This window comes from uncultured Stenotrophomonas sp. (genome assembly GCF_913778665.1).
Classification (GTDB): domain Bacteria; phylum Pseudomonadota; class Gammaproteobacteria; order Xanthomonadales; family Xanthomonadaceae; genus Stenotrophomonas.
In genome coordinates, this window is the sequence record NZ_CAJYVQ010000008.1 from 712,617 (window position 1) to 728,260 (window position 15,644).

Annotated in this window: 15 protein-coding genes; 7 read left to right on the forward strand and 8 right to left on the reverse strand. The window is 67.7% G+C overall.

Translation table 11 applies throughout. From position 1 onward, the window contains the following. Positions 1 to 38: 38 nt before the first annotated feature. Positions 39 to 626, reverse strand: coding sequence for a ribosome biogenesis factor YjgA (gene yjgA / locus QZ853_RS11860; protein WP_295573336.1), 588 nt, complete (start codon positions 624 to 626; stop codon positions 39 to 41). 69 nt (positions 627 to 695) lie between these two features. Between yjgA and pmbA the strand changes: the two genes are divergently transcribed. Together pmbA and QZ853_RS11870 are read left to right on the forward strand one after the other, a co-directional pair. After that, complete coding sequence (pmbA, locus tag QZ853_RS11865; RefSeq protein WP_295573338.1) at positions 696 to 2,063, forward strand: metalloprotease PmbA; 1,368 nt, start codon at positions 696 to 698, stop codon at positions 2,061 to 2,063. Between the two features lie 86 nt (positions 2,064 to 2,149). Then, positions 2,150 to 2,521: a DUF4870 domain-containing protein gene (locus QZ853_RS11870; protein ID WP_295573341.1), complete on the forward strand. Its 372-nt coding sequence runs from the start codon at positions 2,150 to 2,152 to the stop codon at positions 2,519 to 2,521. A 78-nt stretch (positions 2,522 to 2,599) separates the two neighbouring features. Here QZ853_RS11870 and QZ853_RS11875 read toward each other — a convergent pair whose 3' ends face one another. The 5 genes from QZ853_RS11875 to QZ853_RS11895 form a co-directional block, all read right to left on the reverse strand. Then, positions 2,600 to 3,478, reverse strand: a complete 879-nt coding sequence (locus QZ853_RS11875) for a farnesyl diphosphate synthase (protein ID WP_295573343.1) — start codon at positions 3,476 to 3,478, stop codon at positions 2,600 to 2,602. Next, positions 3,468 to 3,728 (reverse strand): exodeoxyribonuclease VII small subunit, encoded by a 261-nt coding sequence (locus tag QZ853_RS11880; RefSeq protein ID WP_006381978.1) that lies wholly within the window; start codon positions 3,726 to 3,728, stop codon positions 3,468 to 3,470. Before QZ853_RS11880 ends, QZ853_RS11875 begins: the two co-directional genes overlap by 11 nt. A 36-nt stretch (positions 3,729 to 3,764) precedes the next feature. Then, positions 3,765 to 5,051, reverse strand: a complete 1,287-nt coding sequence (gene tilS, locus QZ853_RS11885) for a tRNA lysidine(34) synthetase TilS (RefSeq protein WP_295573346.1) — start codon at positions 5,049 to 5,051, stop codon at positions 3,765 to 3,767. A gap of 556 nt (positions 5,052 to 5,607) precedes the next feature. Further along, a complete protein-coding gene (locus QZ853_RS11890) occupies positions 5,608 to 6,153 on the reverse strand; it encodes a WG repeat-containing protein (protein WP_295573349.1) in 546 nt (181 codons plus the stop codon). Further along, positions 6,150 to 7,856, reverse strand: coding sequence for an alkaline phosphatase (locus QZ853_RS11895; protein ID WP_295573351.1), 1,707 nt, complete (start codon positions 7,854 to 7,856; stop codon positions 6,150 to 6,152). Before QZ853_RS11895 ends, QZ853_RS11890 begins: the two co-directional genes overlap by 4 nt. Positions 7,857 to 8,009: 153 nt before the next feature. Here QZ853_RS11895 and QZ853_RS11900 point away from each other — a divergent pair, with 153 nt between their 5' ends. Next, entirely contained in the window at positions 8,010 to 9,344 is a 1,335-nt protein-coding gene (locus QZ853_RS11900; protein ID WP_049409184.1) for a dicarboxylate/amino acid:cation symporter, read from the forward strand. A gap of 238 nt (positions 9,345 to 9,582) precedes the next feature. Here the strand turns inward: QZ853_RS11900 and QZ853_RS11905 are convergent, their stop codons facing one another. Both QZ853_RS11905 and QZ853_RS11910 read right to left on the reverse strand, forming a co-directional pair. Beyond that, on the reverse strand, positions 9,583 to 10,290 hold the full coding sequence (locus tag QZ853_RS11905) for a C40 family peptidase (protein WP_295573502.1): 708 nt from the start codon (positions 10,288 to 10,290) through the stop codon (positions 9,583 to 9,585). A gap of 197 nt (positions 10,291 to 10,487) precedes the next feature. Then, positions 10,488 to 11,027 carry a C40 family peptidase gene (locus QZ853_RS11910; protein WP_295573353.1) on the reverse strand — a complete coding sequence of 180 codons (540 nt, stop codon included), beginning with the start codon at positions 11,025 to 11,027 and terminating at the stop codon, positions 10,488 to 10,490. 111 nt (positions 11,028 to 11,138) lie between these two features. Here QZ853_RS11910 and QZ853_RS11915 point away from each other — a divergent pair, with 111 nt between their 5' ends. The 4 genes from QZ853_RS11915 (at position 11,139) to gorA (ending at position 15,574) form a co-directional block, all read left to right on the forward strand. Beyond that, entirely contained in the window at positions 11,139 to 11,621 is a 483-nt protein-coding gene (locus QZ853_RS11915; protein WP_197583578.1) for a peptidylprolyl isomerase, read from the forward strand. Positions 11,622 to 11,720: 99 nt separating this feature from the next. Further along, positions 11,721 to 12,965 (forward strand): DUF418 domain-containing protein, encoded by a 1,245-nt coding sequence (locus tag QZ853_RS11920; RefSeq protein WP_295573355.1) that lies wholly within the window; start codon positions 11,721 to 11,723, stop codon positions 12,963 to 12,965. 3 nt (positions 12,966 to 12,968) lie between these two features. Then, the gene (locus QZ853_RS11925) at positions 12,969 to 14,219 is read left to right on the forward strand and encodes an FAD-dependent oxidoreductase (protein ID WP_295573357.1); all 1,251 of its coding nucleotides are present in this window, start codon (positions 12,969 to 12,971) and stop codon (positions 14,217 to 14,219) included. Next, complete coding sequence (gene gorA, locus QZ853_RS11930; protein WP_295573359.1) at positions 14,216 to 15,574, forward strand: glutathione-disulfide reductase; 1,359 nt, start codon at positions 14,216 to 14,218, stop codon at positions 15,572 to 15,574. Before QZ853_RS11925 ends, gorA begins: the two co-directional genes overlap by 4 nt. The last annotated feature ends 70 nt before the right edge of the window (positions 15,575 to 15,644 follow it).

A 15,644-nucleotide genomic window follows, 5' to 3' on the forward strand; every position in this document is an offset into this window, starting at 1 on the left:
GGGCGATGGCCAGCGCCACCGCCCGTGCCAGCGCGGACTCAGTCCTCGTCGGCTTCGTCGGCCTCGACGTGGCCGGCGTCTTCGGCGCTGGCCTTCAGGCCGAGCGCCGCCGGCAACATCAGTGCGCGCAGCACCTGGTAGATCTCGCGGTAGGCACGCGGCGGCTTGTTCTTCGCCTTCTCGGCCTGCGCATTGCGCACCAGCGTGCGCAGCTGCTGGCGGTCGGCCTGCGGGTAGTCGTCCAGCAGGGCGGCCAGCGCCTTGTCACCTTCGGCCAGCAGGCGCTCGCGCCAGTCTTCCACGCGGTGCATCATTGCCACCTCGCGGCGGCCGGTCTCGCTGTTGGCATCCAGCGCATCGCGGATTGCATCCAGCGTGGCGTCTTCTTCGCGACGCATGTGCTTGGCCAGGAACGCCAGCTGCCGCTTGTGGGCGATGTGGGCGGTGATGCGCTTGCACTCGGCGATATGCGGCAGCAAGTCTTCCGGGATCGGCAGGCGCGCCAACTGGGCCGGGGTCAGCGACACCAGTTTCTCGCCGAGAGCGAGCACATCGAGCGCGTCGCGCCGGTTCTGGCTGCGGCTCTTGTCGTGGAATTCACCGGTTTCTTCGTCGCGTCCGCGCATCGTTCCTACCTGATTTCTAAAAAAAGTCGCCCGGCGTGATGCCGGGCCCAACCTGTACAGGATAAAGCATTGAACGTGATTGCCCCTGAAGTCGCCGTCGGCGACGACAGCCCCGCCCGGCTGGAACGGTTGGCCGACCTGTCCCAGCAGCTGCTCGACCGCGCCCGCGCGCTGGGCGCCAGCCAGGCCGAGGTCAGCTGCAGTGAGGACCGTGGCCTGGAGGTCAACGTCCGTCTCGGCGAGGTCGAGACCGTGCAGTCCACCCGCGACCGCGGCATCGCGGTGACCGTGTATTTCGGCCAGCGCAAGGGCAGTGCCAGCACCGGCGACCTGAACGAGGCCAGCTTGGCGGCCACCGTCGAGCAGGCCTGCGCGATCGCCCGGCATACCGAGGACGACCCCGCCGCCGGCTTGGCCGACGCTGATCTGATGGCCACCGACTTCCCGGATCTGGACGGCTGGCACCCCTGGGCGCTGCAGGCCGACGAGGCGCTGGACCTTGCCCTGGCCTGTGAAAACGCCGGCCGTGAGGCCGACGCCCAGATCCGCAATTCCGACGGCGCCTCGGTGTCGAGCATGCAGAGCCTGTCGGTCTACGCCAATTCGCAGGGCTTCATCGGCCGCGAGCGCGGCACCCACCATTCGCTCGGCTGTGCGCTGATCGCCGGCCAGGGCGACGGCATGCAGCGCGACGGCTGGTACACCAGCGCGCTGGCCTGCGAGGACCTGGAGGAGGTGGGCCGGGTCGGCCGCCAGGCGGCCGAACGGACCATCGCCCGCCTGAATCCGCGCTCGCTGGCCACTGGCAGCATGCCGGTGCTGTTCGCCCCGGAAGTGGCGCGCAGCCTGGTCGGCCATCTGCTGTCGGCGGTGTCCGGCGGCGCCTTGTACCGCCAGGCCAGCTTCCTGCTGGACAGCGTCGGCCAGCGCCTGTTCCCGGAATGGATGCAGATCGACGAACTGCCGCACCTGCGCCGTGGCCTGCGCTCGGCGGCCTTCGATGGCGATGGTGTGGCCACCCGAACCTCGGCGCTGGTGCGTGACGGCGTGCTGCAGCGCTATGTGCTGGGCAGCTACTCGGCGCGCAAGCTGGGCCTGCAGACCACCGCCAATGCCGGCGGCGTGCACAACCTGCAGCTGGCGGCCAACGCCGGCGCGTTGAAGGACATCGCCCGCCAGATGGGCGACGGTCTTCTGGTGACAGAGCTGATGGGGCAGGGCGTGAACGGCGTGACCGGCGACTATTCGCGCGGCGCGGGCGGTTTCCGTGTCGAGAACGGCGAGATCCAGTACCCGGTCGATGGCATCACCATTGCCGGCAACCTGCGCGAGATGTTCAGTTCGATCGAGGCGGTCGGCAGCGACGTCGACCCGCGCTCGCACATCCGCACCGGGTCGATCCTGGTGGGGCGGATGACCATTGCCGGTAATGATTGATGGCATTGATGGCGTAAGCTATGCCCGCCTGACGCAATCAGCCTGGTGCTGCTGGGTCAAGACCACCCAATAAAAGGAGTTTTGTCGTGAGTGAATTCGATAACGTCCCGCCGCCGCCGGCCACCACCAACGCGCCGGCCGACCAGCGCACCATGGCCTTGGCTGCCCACCTGCTGGGCATCTTCACCTGGTTCATCGGCCCGCTGATCATCTGGCTGATCAACAAGGACGATGCCAGCAAGGCCTTCGTGACCGACCAGGCCAAGGAAGCGCTGAACTTCCAGATCACCATCACCATCGCGATGCTGATCTGCATCATTCTGGCCATCGTGATCATCGGCGGCATCCTGGCCCCGATCGTCGGCCTGCTCAACCTGGTGTTCTGCATCATTGCCGCAGTCAAGGCAAACAACGGCGAAGCCTACCGCTACCCGTTCGCGCTGCGCCTGGTCAAGTAACAGCCTCCGCACGCGGATACGAAAACGCCCGGCACTGCCGGGCGTTTTCCGTTGCGTGGCAGCGCCGGGCGCCGATGGTCAGTGATCGCGTTCCACCGCCAGCGTCGCCAGCGCACGCAGCGCATCGGCCTCTTCGCCGTAGCCGGCCAGGAGGGAGTGCATGCGTGCGGCCAGTTCGTGCAGCTGCGCCTTTGCATCGTCCATGCCAAGCAGGGCCGGGAACGTGCTCTTGTCCTGCGCCTGGTCCTTGCCGGCGGTCTTGCCCAACTGTTCGGAACTGGCTTCGACATCCAGGATGTCGTCGCGCACCTGGAACGCCAGGCCGAGCGCATCGGCGAAGCTGTCCAGCTGGGCCAGCTGTGGCTCGTGGGCCTGGCCGCACAGCGCGCCCATGCGCACCGCCGCACGGATCAGTGCGCCGGTCTTCAGCGCATGCATGCGGGTGAGTGCCGCCAGCGTCTGCTGCTGGCCGGTGGCATCGATGTCCAGCGCCTGGCCGCCACACATGCCGGCGGCGCCGGAGGCATGGGCCAGGGTCTGCAGGCAGGCGACGCGCAACGTGGCCGGCAGCGGTGCATCGGCCAGCAGGCCGAAGGCGCGGGTCTGCAGGGCGTCGCCAGCGAGGATCGCGGTGGCTTCGTCGAAGGCGATGTGGGTGGTCGGCTTGCCACGGCGCAGGGCATCGTCGTCCATCGCCGGCAGGTCGTCATGCACCAGCGAATAGGCGTGGATCAGCTCGACGGCCATTGCCGCCGCATCCAGGTGTTCCGGCTGCGCGCCGAACAGGTGTCCGCTGGCGTACACCAGCAGCGGGCGCATGCGCTTGCCGCCGCCCAGCACCGAATAGCGCATGGCCTGGTGCAGGCCCTGCGGCGCTTCGGCCGGCGAGGGCAGGGCAGCGTCGAGCTGGCTTTCGATACGGTCGCGCCAGCGCGCGAACAGCGCCTCAGCCGTCATGGCTGGGCGGATCGAAGGGTTCGGCCGTTTCCGGCTGGGCCGGATCGCTGAGCAGGCGCACGCGCAGTTCAGCCTGCTCCAGTGCCTGCTGGCACTGGCGGTACAGACCGACGCCACGTTCGTAAGCACTGAGCGAAGCTTCCAGGCTCAGCTCGCCGGTTTCCATCTGCTCCACCAGCTGTTCCAGTGATTCGAGCGACTGCTCGAACTGGGCGACGGGGGAGGCGTTTTCAGGGGACTTCTTGGCCATGCGGCAAGTGTGGACGGGCCGCGCGCGGGGGTCAATTCACCAGCCGCCGGGACGCCATTGCAGTTGTGCCGCGTGAGCCTGCAGCCACGCCTGCAAGGGTGCGGCGATGACCACGTCGGCGGCGGCCAGCAACTGCTCGCCGGCAAACAGCAACGGCAGCTGCGCGCGGCGCCAGGGCGCAAGGTGTTCGCGTTGCAGGCAATCCTTCAGCGCATGGGAATGCTGGCGGCCGGGCAGCAGGATGCGCTCGCCGCCCACGCGCGCACGGACCTGCAACGGCTGCTCGAACGCGCTGGCGCCGAGCAGGCTCAGCTGGCCACCATCGGGCAATGGCAGCGGTGCACGGCCATCCCATGCGGCCTGCCAGTCGCGAGGCAGCGAGGGCAGCTGTGCCGGCAGCAGGTAGGCGTGATCGCGCCATTGCTGGATCGCATGGTCGTGCCAGCGTACCCGTGCCTGGCGATCGTTGTCGGCCGGCAGCAGTTCGTCCAGTGCCTGCTGCAACACCGTGGCCGGCAACGGGGCTGCCGCGTGGCCGAGCACCCAGGTCCGCAGCACACGCGCCGCACGACCTGGTGACACCTGGCGCAGTAGTTGCAGTGACAGCACCCGCGGAGCGACTTCCAGATGCGCGATCAGTTCGGCGTCTTCTTCGTCCAGCAGTTCGCGGGTCTGCCGGCAATGCGAAGCGCTGCCAGCCAATGCCGCCGCCGCATGCGGCCAGCGCTGGCGCAGCAACGGCAGCACCTGCAGGCGCAGGAAGTTGCGATCGGCGTGGTCTTCGGCGTTGCTGGGGTCTTCGATCCAGCGCAGCGCGTGTTGCCGGGCGTAATCGAGCAGCGTGCTGCGCTGTGCGTGCAGCAATGGGCGCCACAGACAATGCGTACCGAGCTGACTGTGCTCGGCCATCGCGGCGAGGCCATCGACGCCGGAGCCGCGCAGCGCGCGCAACAGGAAGGTCTCTGCCTGATCGTCCTGGTGCTGCGCCAGCGCCAGTGTTTCTCCGTCGCGCAGTTCGGCGGCGAATGCCGCACGCCGTGCCTGGCGCGCGGCGCCTTCGAGACCCAGGCCTGCGGTGTCGTCGATCCGTACGTGGTGCACGGCCAGTTCGACGCCCAGCGCGGTGCACTGCTGCTGGCAATGGCGCACCCAGTCATCGGCTGCCGGTTGCAGTCCGTGGTGTACATGCACCGCGCGCAGCGGTGTGGCAGAGGCCTGCGCGCAGCGCCACAGCCAGTGCAGCAGCACGGTCGAGTCGACACCGCCGCTGTAGCCCACCAGCAGCGGCGCATCCAGCGGAAGGGGGGCAGGGAAGGCAGTCACGACGGCAAGTATAGGGTGGGGTTTACTTGGCAGGGCTGCGCCCTGCACCCGCGGTAGTGCCGGTCGCTGGCCGGCAACAGCAACAGCAACAGCAGAAGCGGGTTTCCTGAGGGTAGGCGGGGTGGGTCCGGTTGCGGGAGGCGCCGTAAACCCATCCCTGGGGGCTTGGCCGCGGCATCCATGCCGCGGACACTCCCGCAACCGGACCCACCCCGCCTTCGACAGACCCCGCGATCTGTTGGACATGCCGATGGGGTCAGATCCGTTTCCCTGCGGAAAACGGATCTGACCCCGGATTCAATTCGATATCTGACAGATTTCATCCACGCATGGCGTGGATCTACTGGCCACCAGCCAACCGTCGAAGGCGGGGCACTGTGGGTTTGCGGGGTGTGAGCCGGATGGATGCGGCGACCAAGCCCCCATGGATGGGTCTACGGCGTCCCCGCAAACCCACAGTGCCCCGCCATCCCACGGAATACACGCGGTTGCTGTTGCTTCGGCCGTTGCTGTTGCCGTTGCCTCTGCAGGTGCAGGGCGCAGCCCTGCCGACACCCTACTTCACCCGACGACCCGAGCGATCGATCCGGAACCACTCGCCGCCTTCCATCGGTGTGTGGCCATCGGCATCCGGTCTGCCGCGACGGCAGCCGTTGCAGACCTCGGCCACGCCGTCGCGGAACGGCCAGGCGAAATCGAAGGTGCCCGGCACCACCTGGCGGAATGCCAGATCGAAGTAGCCCACGCGATTGCCGACGCGCCCGCGCAGCAGGCCTTCCTCCGGTGTCTCTGGGCCGTTGTCCCAGGTCAACACCGGCAGGCTGCGGCCCGTGCGATCGACGTAATGGAAGCCTTGGTCGGCATACACCACGGCAAGGCCGTGGTCATCAAAGTTCAGGTCTTTGAGCCTGTCCGGCTGGATCTTCGGCCGGTGCTCCACCACTTCGCAGTCGGGCAGCGGCCACAGGCCGTGTTCGTCGGTCAGCAGCTTGCACGCCGGTGCCTGTGCCAGCGCGTTGGCACAGGCCAGCACGCCGAACAGGGCCAGCGACCACGCGAAGCGGCCGCCGGCGAGGGCAGGGTGGGCCTGCCGCAGGGTCACTTGTCCTCGACCTTGCGCTCGAACGCGGTCGGTGCCGGCAGCTGCACCGGCACACCCTTGTCGTCGCAGGTGCCGGCCTGGCACAGGCGCTCGCGCAAGGCCGGGGTGGCCTGCACGATCATGTGGTAGATCGCGTTCTGTTCCAGCGTGCCGCGGATCGCCTTGCTGCCCGGTCCACGCGCCCAGATGCCGACGTCTTCGCCACCGTGGGATTCGGACTTCATCGGCACCAGCGCTTCCTGCATGTAGTCCGGGTGCTCGGTATCGACCTCGCGCAGGTTCGGGCGGCCGTTGGCCGGTTCGAAGCTGCTCGGGTTGTGCGGGTAGCGCTTGGGGCCGGCCGGCTGCTGGTTGCTGGCACCGGTGTGGCCGGGGCCGTTGGCGTAGGTCAGCGTGGTGTAGGGCTGGCCGCTGCCGTCCAGCGCATAGTCCAGCTTGCCGGCACCGTCTTCGCCGCCCTTGTCCTTCACCTTGCCCAGGATCGGGTTGCCGCGTGCCGGGTAGCCGACGAAGTTCAGGGTGTGCGAGTGGTCGGCGGTGACGATGATCAGGGTGTCATCGGCCGAGGTCAGTTCGTTGGCCACGCGCACCGCGTCGGACAGCGCCACGGTCTCGGTCAGGGCGCGGTAGGCGTTGCCGCTGTGGTTGGCGTGGTCGATACGTGCGCCTTCGATCATCAGCACATAGCCTTCCGGGTGCTTGGCCAGGTTCTTGATCGCCGCAGCGGTCAGCTCGGCCAGGCTCGGCTCGCCACCCGGATCCTGCGGGCGCTCGTACTCGTAGCGCATGTGGTCCGGCTCGAACAGGCCGAGGATGGCCGGCGCATTGGCTGCGGCCGCCAGCTGCTTGCTGTTCCACACATAAGCGCCCTGCGGATGCATCTGCTGCCATTCCTGCACCAGGCTGCGGCCGTCCAGGCGCTGGCCGACCTTGTCGTCGTACTCCGGGTCGCGCTCTTCCACCGTGGTGAATTCACCACGACCGCCGCCGAGGGCGACCAGCGGGCCACGGCCATAGCGCGCGGTGGACAGCAGCTGCTGGGCGATGTCCTTGCAGCCGGCGGCCTTGGCCGCGTCGGTCAGGTCAGTGTCGTTTTCCCAATTGCGCTCGGGCGAGTGCGCGTAGGTGGCGGCCGGGGTGGCATGGGTCAGGCGCGCGGTGGACACCACGCCGGTGGCCAGGCCGGCGCTGTCGGCCAGCTGCAGCCAGGTCAGCAGGCCCTTGGACAGGCTGTCGGCACAGTCGGTGCGGTTGCCTGCGCTGACGCCGATCGCGCCCATGTGGGTCTTCACGCCAGTGGTGATGGCGGTCATCGTGCCAGCCGAATCCGGCGTCTGCGAATCGGTGTTGTAGGTCTTGCTGAACGCCGTGGCCGGGAAGCGCTCCCAGGACAGCAGGTTCTCCTCGCCCGAGCCGCCCTTGCGCTGGCCTTCGTAGATCCGCGAGGCGGCCACCGTGGTCAGGCTCATGCCGTCACCGAGGAAAAGGATGACGTTCTTGGCCTTGCCCGACATCGCGCCGTTCGCTGCGGCCTGGGCCGCGCCGCTGCGGTACCACCACTGCGGCGTCTCGCCGGCCGGGTGGGTAACGGGATCGACGGCGACCTTCAGGCCGCCCGGGGCGGACGCGGGGGCGGTGCTGGCGCAGGCGCCGAGCAGCAGGGTGGTGGCGCAGGCGGCCAACAGGGAGACGGAACGGCGCATGGACGCTGGGATCTCACAAACTGTAACGGGACGTTCATTATGCCCGCCCCTGCAAGGCACGCCGATGACACACTGATTTGTCGGCGTGGCGGTCGTTCCGCGGCTCCCGTTGGGCTATCGTGCCAGCATCCCTTCCTTCCCTCTGGATTGCCTATGAAGCTGGTCTCTGCCTGGTTGCGGATTCCATTCTGGCAGCGCGTGGTCGGTGGCTTCGTGCTCGGCGCGCTGGCCGGCTGGGCGCTCGGCCCGGCCGCGGAAACGTGGTTCGGCCCGCTCGGCGAGCTCTACGTCACCCTGATCAAGATGATTGCGGTGCCGCTGGTGTTCTTCGCGGTCATCAACGCGATCTCGTCGCTGCACGGCCAGAAATCGGTCGCCGCGCTCAGTGGCCGCACCTTCCTGTGGTTCGTGATCACCGCTGCACTGGCGGTGTGCGTGGGCCTGGCCGTAGGCACCGTGCTGCAGCCCGGCGCCGGTGGCCTGCAGCTGTCGATGGCCAGCAACTACGTGCCGCGCGAAGTGCCCAGCGTGGTGCAGGTGCTGCTGGACGTGGTGCCGGCCAATGTCTTCTACGCGCTGTCCGGCATCGGCACCAAGGTCAACGCCGCCGGTGAGACCGTGCTGGCCGCCGGCCGCGGCTCGATCCTCCCGGTGATCTTCTTCGCCGGCCTGGTGGGCTTTGCCATCGTCAAGCTGGGCGAGAAGGTGACCGAGGCGCGCAAGCTGGTCGGCCAGATGAGCGACATCATGATCCAGGTGACCCGCTTCGTGCTGGAAGTCACCCCGATCGGTACCTTCGGGCTGATCGCCGGCCTGGTCGGCAGCTACGGCTTCGAGAAGCTGCTGCCGCTTGGCCACTTCGTGCTGGCGCTGTACGTGGCCTGCGCGCTGCATATCGTGGTGGTCTACAGCGCGCTGCTGCTTGCGCACGGCCTGAACCCGCTGAAGTTCTTCCGTGGCGCCGCGCCGGGCATGCAGGTGGCCTTCGTCAGCTCGTCCAGCTTCGCCGCGATGCCGGTCGCGCTGCGCTCGATCACCCACAACCTGGGCGTGAACAAGGACTACGGCTCGTTCGCGGTGCCGCTGGGCGCCAGCATCAAGATGGACGGCTGCGGCGCGATCTACCCGGCGCTGTGTGCGGTGTTCATTTCACAGTACAGCGGCGTGCCGCTGACCCCGGAGCAGTATGTGGTGGTGCTGATCGCCTCGGTGCTGGGCAGCTTCGGCACCGCCGGCGTGCCGGGTACGGCGGTGATCATGGCCACCGTGGTACTGAGCGCGGCCAATCTGCCGCTGGAGACCATCGGTTACCTGTACGCCATCGACCGCATCCTGGACATGATGCGCACGATGACCAATGTGACGGGCCAGATGCTGGTGCCGGTGATCGTGGCCAAGGAGACCGGGCTGCTCGACCAGGCGGTGTATGACAATCCGTCCAGCAACGTAGGCGTGGATGATCCCGACCCGACGCCACCACGCGCCTGAGGTTGTGTGGAGATGAAAGGCCCGCCCTGGCCTGGCGGGCCTTTTGTTTTGGGGGGGAGGGGTCGACGCGGTGCCGGGCAAGGTGGGCCCCTGGTAGATCCCCGCCATGCGTGGATGGAGGCGGTGCCGACCCACGCTCGGCACCCACCAGGGCGGGGCCCCGCCATTGCAGGCCCAACAAAAAAGCCGCTGCAGGGCAGCGGCTTTTCGAATCAAGCGGCTTGCTGGCGCCGACCGGTCAGAGGTCGACCCGGCGGGCCTGCATGAACTTGTTGCCCCAGTAACCACTGAGCAGGGTGTCCACGCGCACGTCCTTGCCCGAGCTCGGCGCGTGCAGGAAGCGGCCATCACCGACATAGATGCCGACGTGGTCGACCCGGCCCTTCCGGCCGAAGAACACCAGGTCGCCGGCGGCCAGCGCGGTGCGGTCGTTGATCAGTTCGGCGTTGTCGTCATGTGCCATTTCGCGCGAGACGCGCGGCAGCTCGATGCCCAGCGCCGAACGGAACACGTAGCCGACCAGGCCACTGCAGTCGAAACCGCTGTCGGGGTTGCTGCCGCCCCAACGGTACGGAGTGCCCAGCAGGGTCATCGCACGGCGCAGCAGCGACTGCACCTTTCCGTTGTCGGCAGCGGTGCCGACGATGCTGCCATTGGCGGCACTGCTGGTGTCGTAGTTGGCGAGCAGGCGGCTGAGATCACCGGCGACCACGGCCGACCGGTCCATCAGCGGAATGGTGTCGTTGGCAGCCAGGTGCGGCAGCAGGGCGGCCAGGGTGGCGCTGGCGGCGGCATCGACGCGGCTGCGCTGGGGAGCGGCAGCCTCGGACTTGGTGGCCGGCCGGGCGGAGCTCTCGGCCACCGGCGCCGGGGTTGCATCGGAACGGTTCGGAGCAGTCTGCGACCAGGCCGGGAGGCTGGTCAGACACAGTGCCAGGCCAAGCAACAGCGGGCGGGCACTACGTGAAGATACGGAAGTCTGGCCTTCGCTTTTCAGGTCGTCAGTCGTCACGCGTCGGTCACAGGAAAAAAACGATGGGGCATCATGCCCTGTAAAAGCGCGGATGAGTTAAAAATTCCGTTAGTAATCCGTTAGTTTCAGGGTGATGTCCGTCACAGTTTTGAACATATTGCCTGTTCAGCTTAGCGAAGGACACGTTTCGCGCCGGTGTAGTGGTCCTTCCAGTAGGGCCCGCTGAGCGAGTCGAGCCGGACCGTGCCGCCGGTGCTCGGCGCGTGCACGAAGCGCCCTTCGCCGACATAGATGCCGACATGGGTGACGTTGCCGCGGCTGCCGAAGAACACCAGGTCGCCGGTGGCCAGGCGCTGCGGATCGATCTTCGGGCCCTGCACCGCAGCCAGGTCACGCGAGGTGCGCGGCAGTTGCAGGTCCAGCATCTCGCGGTAGACATAGGCGACCAGGCCGCTGCAGTCGAAGCCCGAATCGGGGGTGTTGCCGCCATAGCGGTAGGGCGTGCCGACCAGGCTGATGGCGCGCATCAGCACCGAATTGGCCGCATCGGGGTTGTCCGGTACGGTCTTCGGCCAGTGGGCGGTCGGCGGCGGCGGCGCAGGGCGGGTCGCCTTGCCGCCACCACAGGCGCTCATCAACAGGGGCAGGGCCAGCAGCAGGGCCGGGGCGAAGCGCCGGCGCAAGCCGGACGAAACTGGCGTGATGTGCATGATCTCCGGATAATGCGCCACCTTGGATTGGCCGTCATGATGGCGGCGTCCCCGCCGGGCGACAACCCGCCCCAACCCGCCTGCCTCCGGCAGATCCAGACAGAGTTGCGCATGAAGATCGAAAAAGACCGCGTTGTCCGCTTCCACTACACCGTTTCCGAAGTCGGCCAGGAGCCGATCGAATCGTCCAAGGACCGCGGCGAGCCGCTGGCGATCCTGATCGGTCACGGCAACATCATTCCGGGCCTGGAAAACGCCATGATGGACAAGGAAGCCGGCGCGACCTTCAACGTCGACGTCAAGGCGGCCGATGCCTACGGCGAGCGCCGCGAGGGCCTGTCCCAGCGCGTGCCGAAGAAGCACTTCGGCAACACCAAGCTGGCCCCGGGCCAGCAGGTGGTGCTGCAGACCAACTTCGGCCCGCGCGCAGTCACCGTGCAGAAGGTCGGCATGAGCGTCGTCGACGTCGACCTGAACCACCCGATGGCCGGCAAGGACCTGCATTTCGACGTGGAAATCGTCGACGTGCGCGAAGCCGTCCAGGAAGAGATCGACCACGGCCACGTCCACGGCGACGGCGGTCACCAGCACTGATCGCCACGCGATCGTGATGGCAGCAACGGCCCGCTTCGGCGGGCCGTTGCATGTGTGGAACACGGCGCGGCCCTCCATGCTGCATGGGCGGGCGGCATAATGGCGGACCTGCCCGACGGACGTCCTGTGAACGCCGCTTCTCCCTCCCTGCAACCGCTGGCTTCCGGCGAACGCATCGCAGTGCTGGACGTGCTGCGCGGTGCCGCGCTGCTGGGCATCCTGCTGATGAACATCGAGGCCTTCAGCGGACCGCTGGACCTGGCCTTCACCGGTATCGACACGCACTGGCACGGCATCGACTACTGGGCCGATGCATTCGTCTACGTGTTCGTGCAGGGCAAGTTCTTCACCCTGTTCTCGCTGCTGTTCGGCGCCGGCTTTGCGGTGATGGCGCGGCGCGCCGAAGCGGCCGGGCGCGATTTCGCTCCGTTCTATCTGCGCCGCAGTGCCGGCCTGCTGCTGATCGGCCTGTGCCATGCCCTGCTGGTCTGGTCCGGCGACATCCTGGTGCTGTATGCACTGGTGTCGTTGCCATTGCTGGCCTGCCGCGAGGCACCGCGCAGCTGGCTGCCGTGGATGGGCGTGATCGTGTATCTGGGCGGCGTGGCGATGATGCTGCTGATCGGCGCGATGGTGTCGATGGCCTCGGCCGACGACGTGCAGAAGATGCTCACCGATGCGCAGCAGACCATCGGCCTGCAGCGCCAGGTGTACGGGCATGGCAGCTGGATGCAGGCCAATGCGCAGCGTCTGCACGAGTTCAGCGCATCGCTGGGCGCGATGCTGATCACCGGTCCGGAGGTGCTGGGCATGTTCCTGATCGGCAGCTGGTTTGCCGGCAGTGGTGCGCTGGCCGCACCGGAGCGTTTCCCCCGCCTGTATGCCGCGTTGCGCTGGGTGGCGCTGCCGGTGGGCCTGCTGGTGACACTGCTGGGCGTGGTCTGGAAGCCGTACCTGGCACCCGGCGCCTACGACCTGCCGGCGACCGCAGCGATGGCGCTGGTGACGGCCGGTGCACTGCCGATGTGCCTGGGCTACCTGGCCTGGATCGTGCGCTGGCGCACGCAGCTGGCCTGGCTGGCACCGGTCGGGCGCATGGCATTGACCCATTACCTGGGGCAATCGCTGCTGTGCACATGGCTGTTCTATCACTATGGCCTGGGCGTGTTCGAGATGATGCCGCGCAGCGTGCAGCTGCTGTTCGCGCTGCTGCTGTTCGCACTGCAGGTGTGGCTGTCGCGCGCGTGGTTGCGCCGTTTCCGCTTTGGTCCGATGGAGTGGGTGTGGCGTGCGATGACTTACCGCCAGTGGCCGCCGATGCGGCGCGGAGACGGGCAGGGCTGAGCGATGGCGGGCACGCGCGAGGATGTGATCGTGGTGGGTGCCGGTGCCATCGGTCTGGCCACCGCGCTTGCGCTGCGCGCGCACGGTCGCCAGGTTCGCGTGATCGATCGTGGGCACATCGGCGGCGCGACCTCACATGGCAACTGCGGCACCATCACGCCCAGTCATGCGCCACCGCTGGCGGCCCCCGGCGTGCCGCTGCGTGCATTGCGCTGGATGCTTGATCCGTGCGCGCCGCTGTATGTGCGCGCGCGGCTGGATCCCGCGCTGTGGCGTTGGCTGCTGCAGTTCAGCGCGCGCTGCAATGCACGCGACTGGTTGCAGTCCACGCGCGCACGCGCCGCACTGCTGAACGATTCGCGGCTGCGCCTGGCCGAGTGGGTGCGTGCGCATGCGCTGGACTGCGAGTTCGCCACGCAAGGGCTGGATTACGTGTTTGGCGATGCGCGCAACTTCGACCATCATGCGGCCGTGTGCGAGGCATTGAACGCGCAGGGCATTGCCACGCGCTGCATCGGTGGCGCCGACTATGCGCGCGACAATCCGGCCTTCCATGACCGGCTTGCTGGCGCGATCCACTTCCCCGGCGATGCGCAGCTGCGCCCGGATCGCTACACCGCCGCGCTGGCGCGCGTGCTGCGTGCGCAGGGCGTGGTGATCGAGGAGCAGGCGGGCATGCAGGATTTCATCGCCGACGCGCAGGGCGTACGCGTGCACGTCGGCGAGCGCAAGCTGCATGCGCGCGAACTGGTACTGGCCACCGGACCGTGGTCGCGGCACTGGTCGCGGCGGCTGGATCTGCGCGTGCCGATCCAGCCGGGCAAGGGCTATTCACTGACCTGGTCAAGACCGTCGCAGGTGCCGCAGCGCCCAGTGGTGCTGAAGGACCACTCCGTGTTCGTGATCGCCTGGCGCGAGGCCTTGCGCCTGGGCGGCACGATGGAGTTTGCCGGTGCCGACCCGCAGCTGCGCGCGACCCGCCTGCAGGCGTTGCAGCACGCCGCTGATCGCTACCTGCGCACGCCGCGCGGCGGGCAATTGCAGGAACAGTGGTGTGGTTGGCGACCCATGAGCGTGGACGACGTGCCAATGATCGGTCGCGTGCCCGCGCATCCTCACGTCTGGCTTGCAGCGGGGCATGGCATGCTCGGCATCAGCATGAGCGCCGGCAGCGGCCAGCTGATTGCCGATCTGATCTGCGGCTGCGCGCCAGCGATCGATCCTGCCCCTTACCGACCCGAGCGATTCCGATGAGCACTGCACCCTATGATTACGACCTGATCGTCCTTGGCGGCGGTTCCGCCGGCCTGGCCGGTGCGATCCGCGCGGCGCAGCATGGGAAGCGGGTGGCGATGCTGGAGCCCGGCGAACTGGGCGGTACCTGTGTCAACGTGGGGTGCGTGCCGAAGAAGGCGATGTGGCTGGCGGCCGACCTGCACGAGCGCATCGGCTTGGCCAGCGCGATGGGCTTCGATGTCGAGGCGCGCCCGGCGCTGTCTTGGAAGGAACTGGTGATCCATCGCCAGGCCTACATCAGCAACATCCACACCAGTTATCACAAGCGCCTGGATGAAACCGGCGTGGTGCGCATTCCGGCGCGCGGCCATCTGCTCGATGCACACACGGTGGCCTGCAGTGACGGCGTGCGTTACAGCGCCGAGCACATCCTGATCGCCACCGGCGCACACCCGTTGCGCCCGGACATTCCCGGTGCCGAACTGGGCCTGGTCTCAGATGACTTCTTCGATCTGCGCGCGGCGCCGGCCGAGGTCGCGATCATTGGAGGGGGCTACATCGCGGTGGAACTTGCCGGCCTGCTGCAGGCACTGGGCAGCCGGGTGAGCCTGCTGGTGCGCGGCAAGCGGCTGCTGGAGCGCTTCGACTACGAACTGACCGATCAGCTGGCCGAGAACCTGAGGCAGCAGGGCGTGCGGATCCATTTCGACTACCGCCTGCGCGAACTGCAGCGCGATGGTGACCGCGTGCGTGCGTTCGGCCATGAGGGCCCACTCGACAGCGTGTTCGATGCGGTGTTCTTCGCTACCGGTCGCCGCGGCAACAGCCGTGATCTTGGACTGGAAGCGCTGGGCATCGGCATTGGTGAGCACCAGCAGGTGGAGGTGGACGAATGGCAGACCACGAGCGTGCCGAGCGTGCATGCGGTCGGTGACATCGCCGGCAAGGTCGGCCTGACGCCGGTGGCGGTGGCCGCTTCGCGGCGCCTGATGGATCGCCTGTTCGGCGGCCGTCCGCAGTCGAAGATGGACTACGGGAACGTAGCCAGCGTGGTGTTCTCGCATCCTCCGCTGGGCGCGGTGGGCATGAGCGAAGAGGAGGCGCGCGCCCGTTTCGATCAGGTGAGCGTGTACCACAGCCGCTTCCGCCCGATGCTGCAGGCGCTGGCCAACGGTACCCAGCGCAGCCTGTTCAAGATGGTCTGCGTGGGCCCGGAGGAACGCGTGGTGGGCATCCATCTGCTCGGCGAGGCGGCGGACGAGATCCTGCAGGGCTTCGCGGTGGCGGTGAAAATGGGCGCGACCAAGGTCCAGTTCGACGACACCGTGGCGATCCACCCGACCTCAGCCGAGGAAGTGGTGCTGATGCGCTGACCTGCGGTTGTAGGGTAGAGCCATGCTCGCTGCGGTATGAAAGCGGTCGAGCGCGGCTCGACTTACAGAA

Excerpts from the sequence above, each read along its gene's own strand:
- QZ853_RS11915 (WP_197583578.1), top strand. The coding sequence starts at position 11,139 with ATGAAGATCGAAAAAGACCGCGTTGTCCGCTTCCACTACACCGTTTCC.
- yjgA (WP_295573336.1), bottom strand. The coding sequence starts at position 626 with ATGCGCGGACGCGACGAAGAAACCGGTGAATTCCACGACAAGAGCCGC.
- QZ853_RS11920 (WP_295573355.1), top strand. The coding sequence starts at position 11,721 with ATGGCGGACCTGCCCGACGGACGTCCTGTGAACGCCGCTTCTCCCTCC.
- QZ853_RS11880 (WP_006381978.1), bottom strand. The coding sequence starts at position 3,728 with ATGGCCAAGAAGTCCCCTGAAAACGCCTCCCCCGTCGCCCAGTTCGAG.
- QZ853_RS11875 (WP_295573343.1), bottom strand. The coding sequence starts at position 3,478 with ATGACGGCTGAGGCGCTGTTCGCGCGCTGGCGCGACCGTATCGAAAGC.
- QZ853_RS11910 (WP_295573353.1), bottom strand. The coding sequence starts at position 11,027 with ATGCACATCACGCCAGTTTCGTCCGGCTTGCGCCGGCGCTTCGCCCCG.
- QZ853_RS11900 (WP_049409184.1), top strand. The coding sequence starts at position 8,010 with ATGAAGCTGGTCTCTGCCTGGTTGCGGATTCCATTCTGGCAGCGCGTG.
- QZ853_RS11895 (WP_295573351.1), bottom strand. The coding sequence starts at position 7,856 with ATGCGCCGTTCCGTCTCCCTGTTGGCCGCCTGCGCCACCACCCTGCTG.
- gorA (WP_295573359.1), top strand. The coding sequence starts at position 14,216 with ATGAGCACTGCACCCTATGATTACGACCTGATCGTCCTTGGCGGCGGT.
- QZ853_RS11925 (WP_295573357.1), top strand. The coding sequence starts at position 12,969 with ATGGCGGGCACGCGCGAGGATGTGATCGTGGTGGGTGCCGGTGCCATC.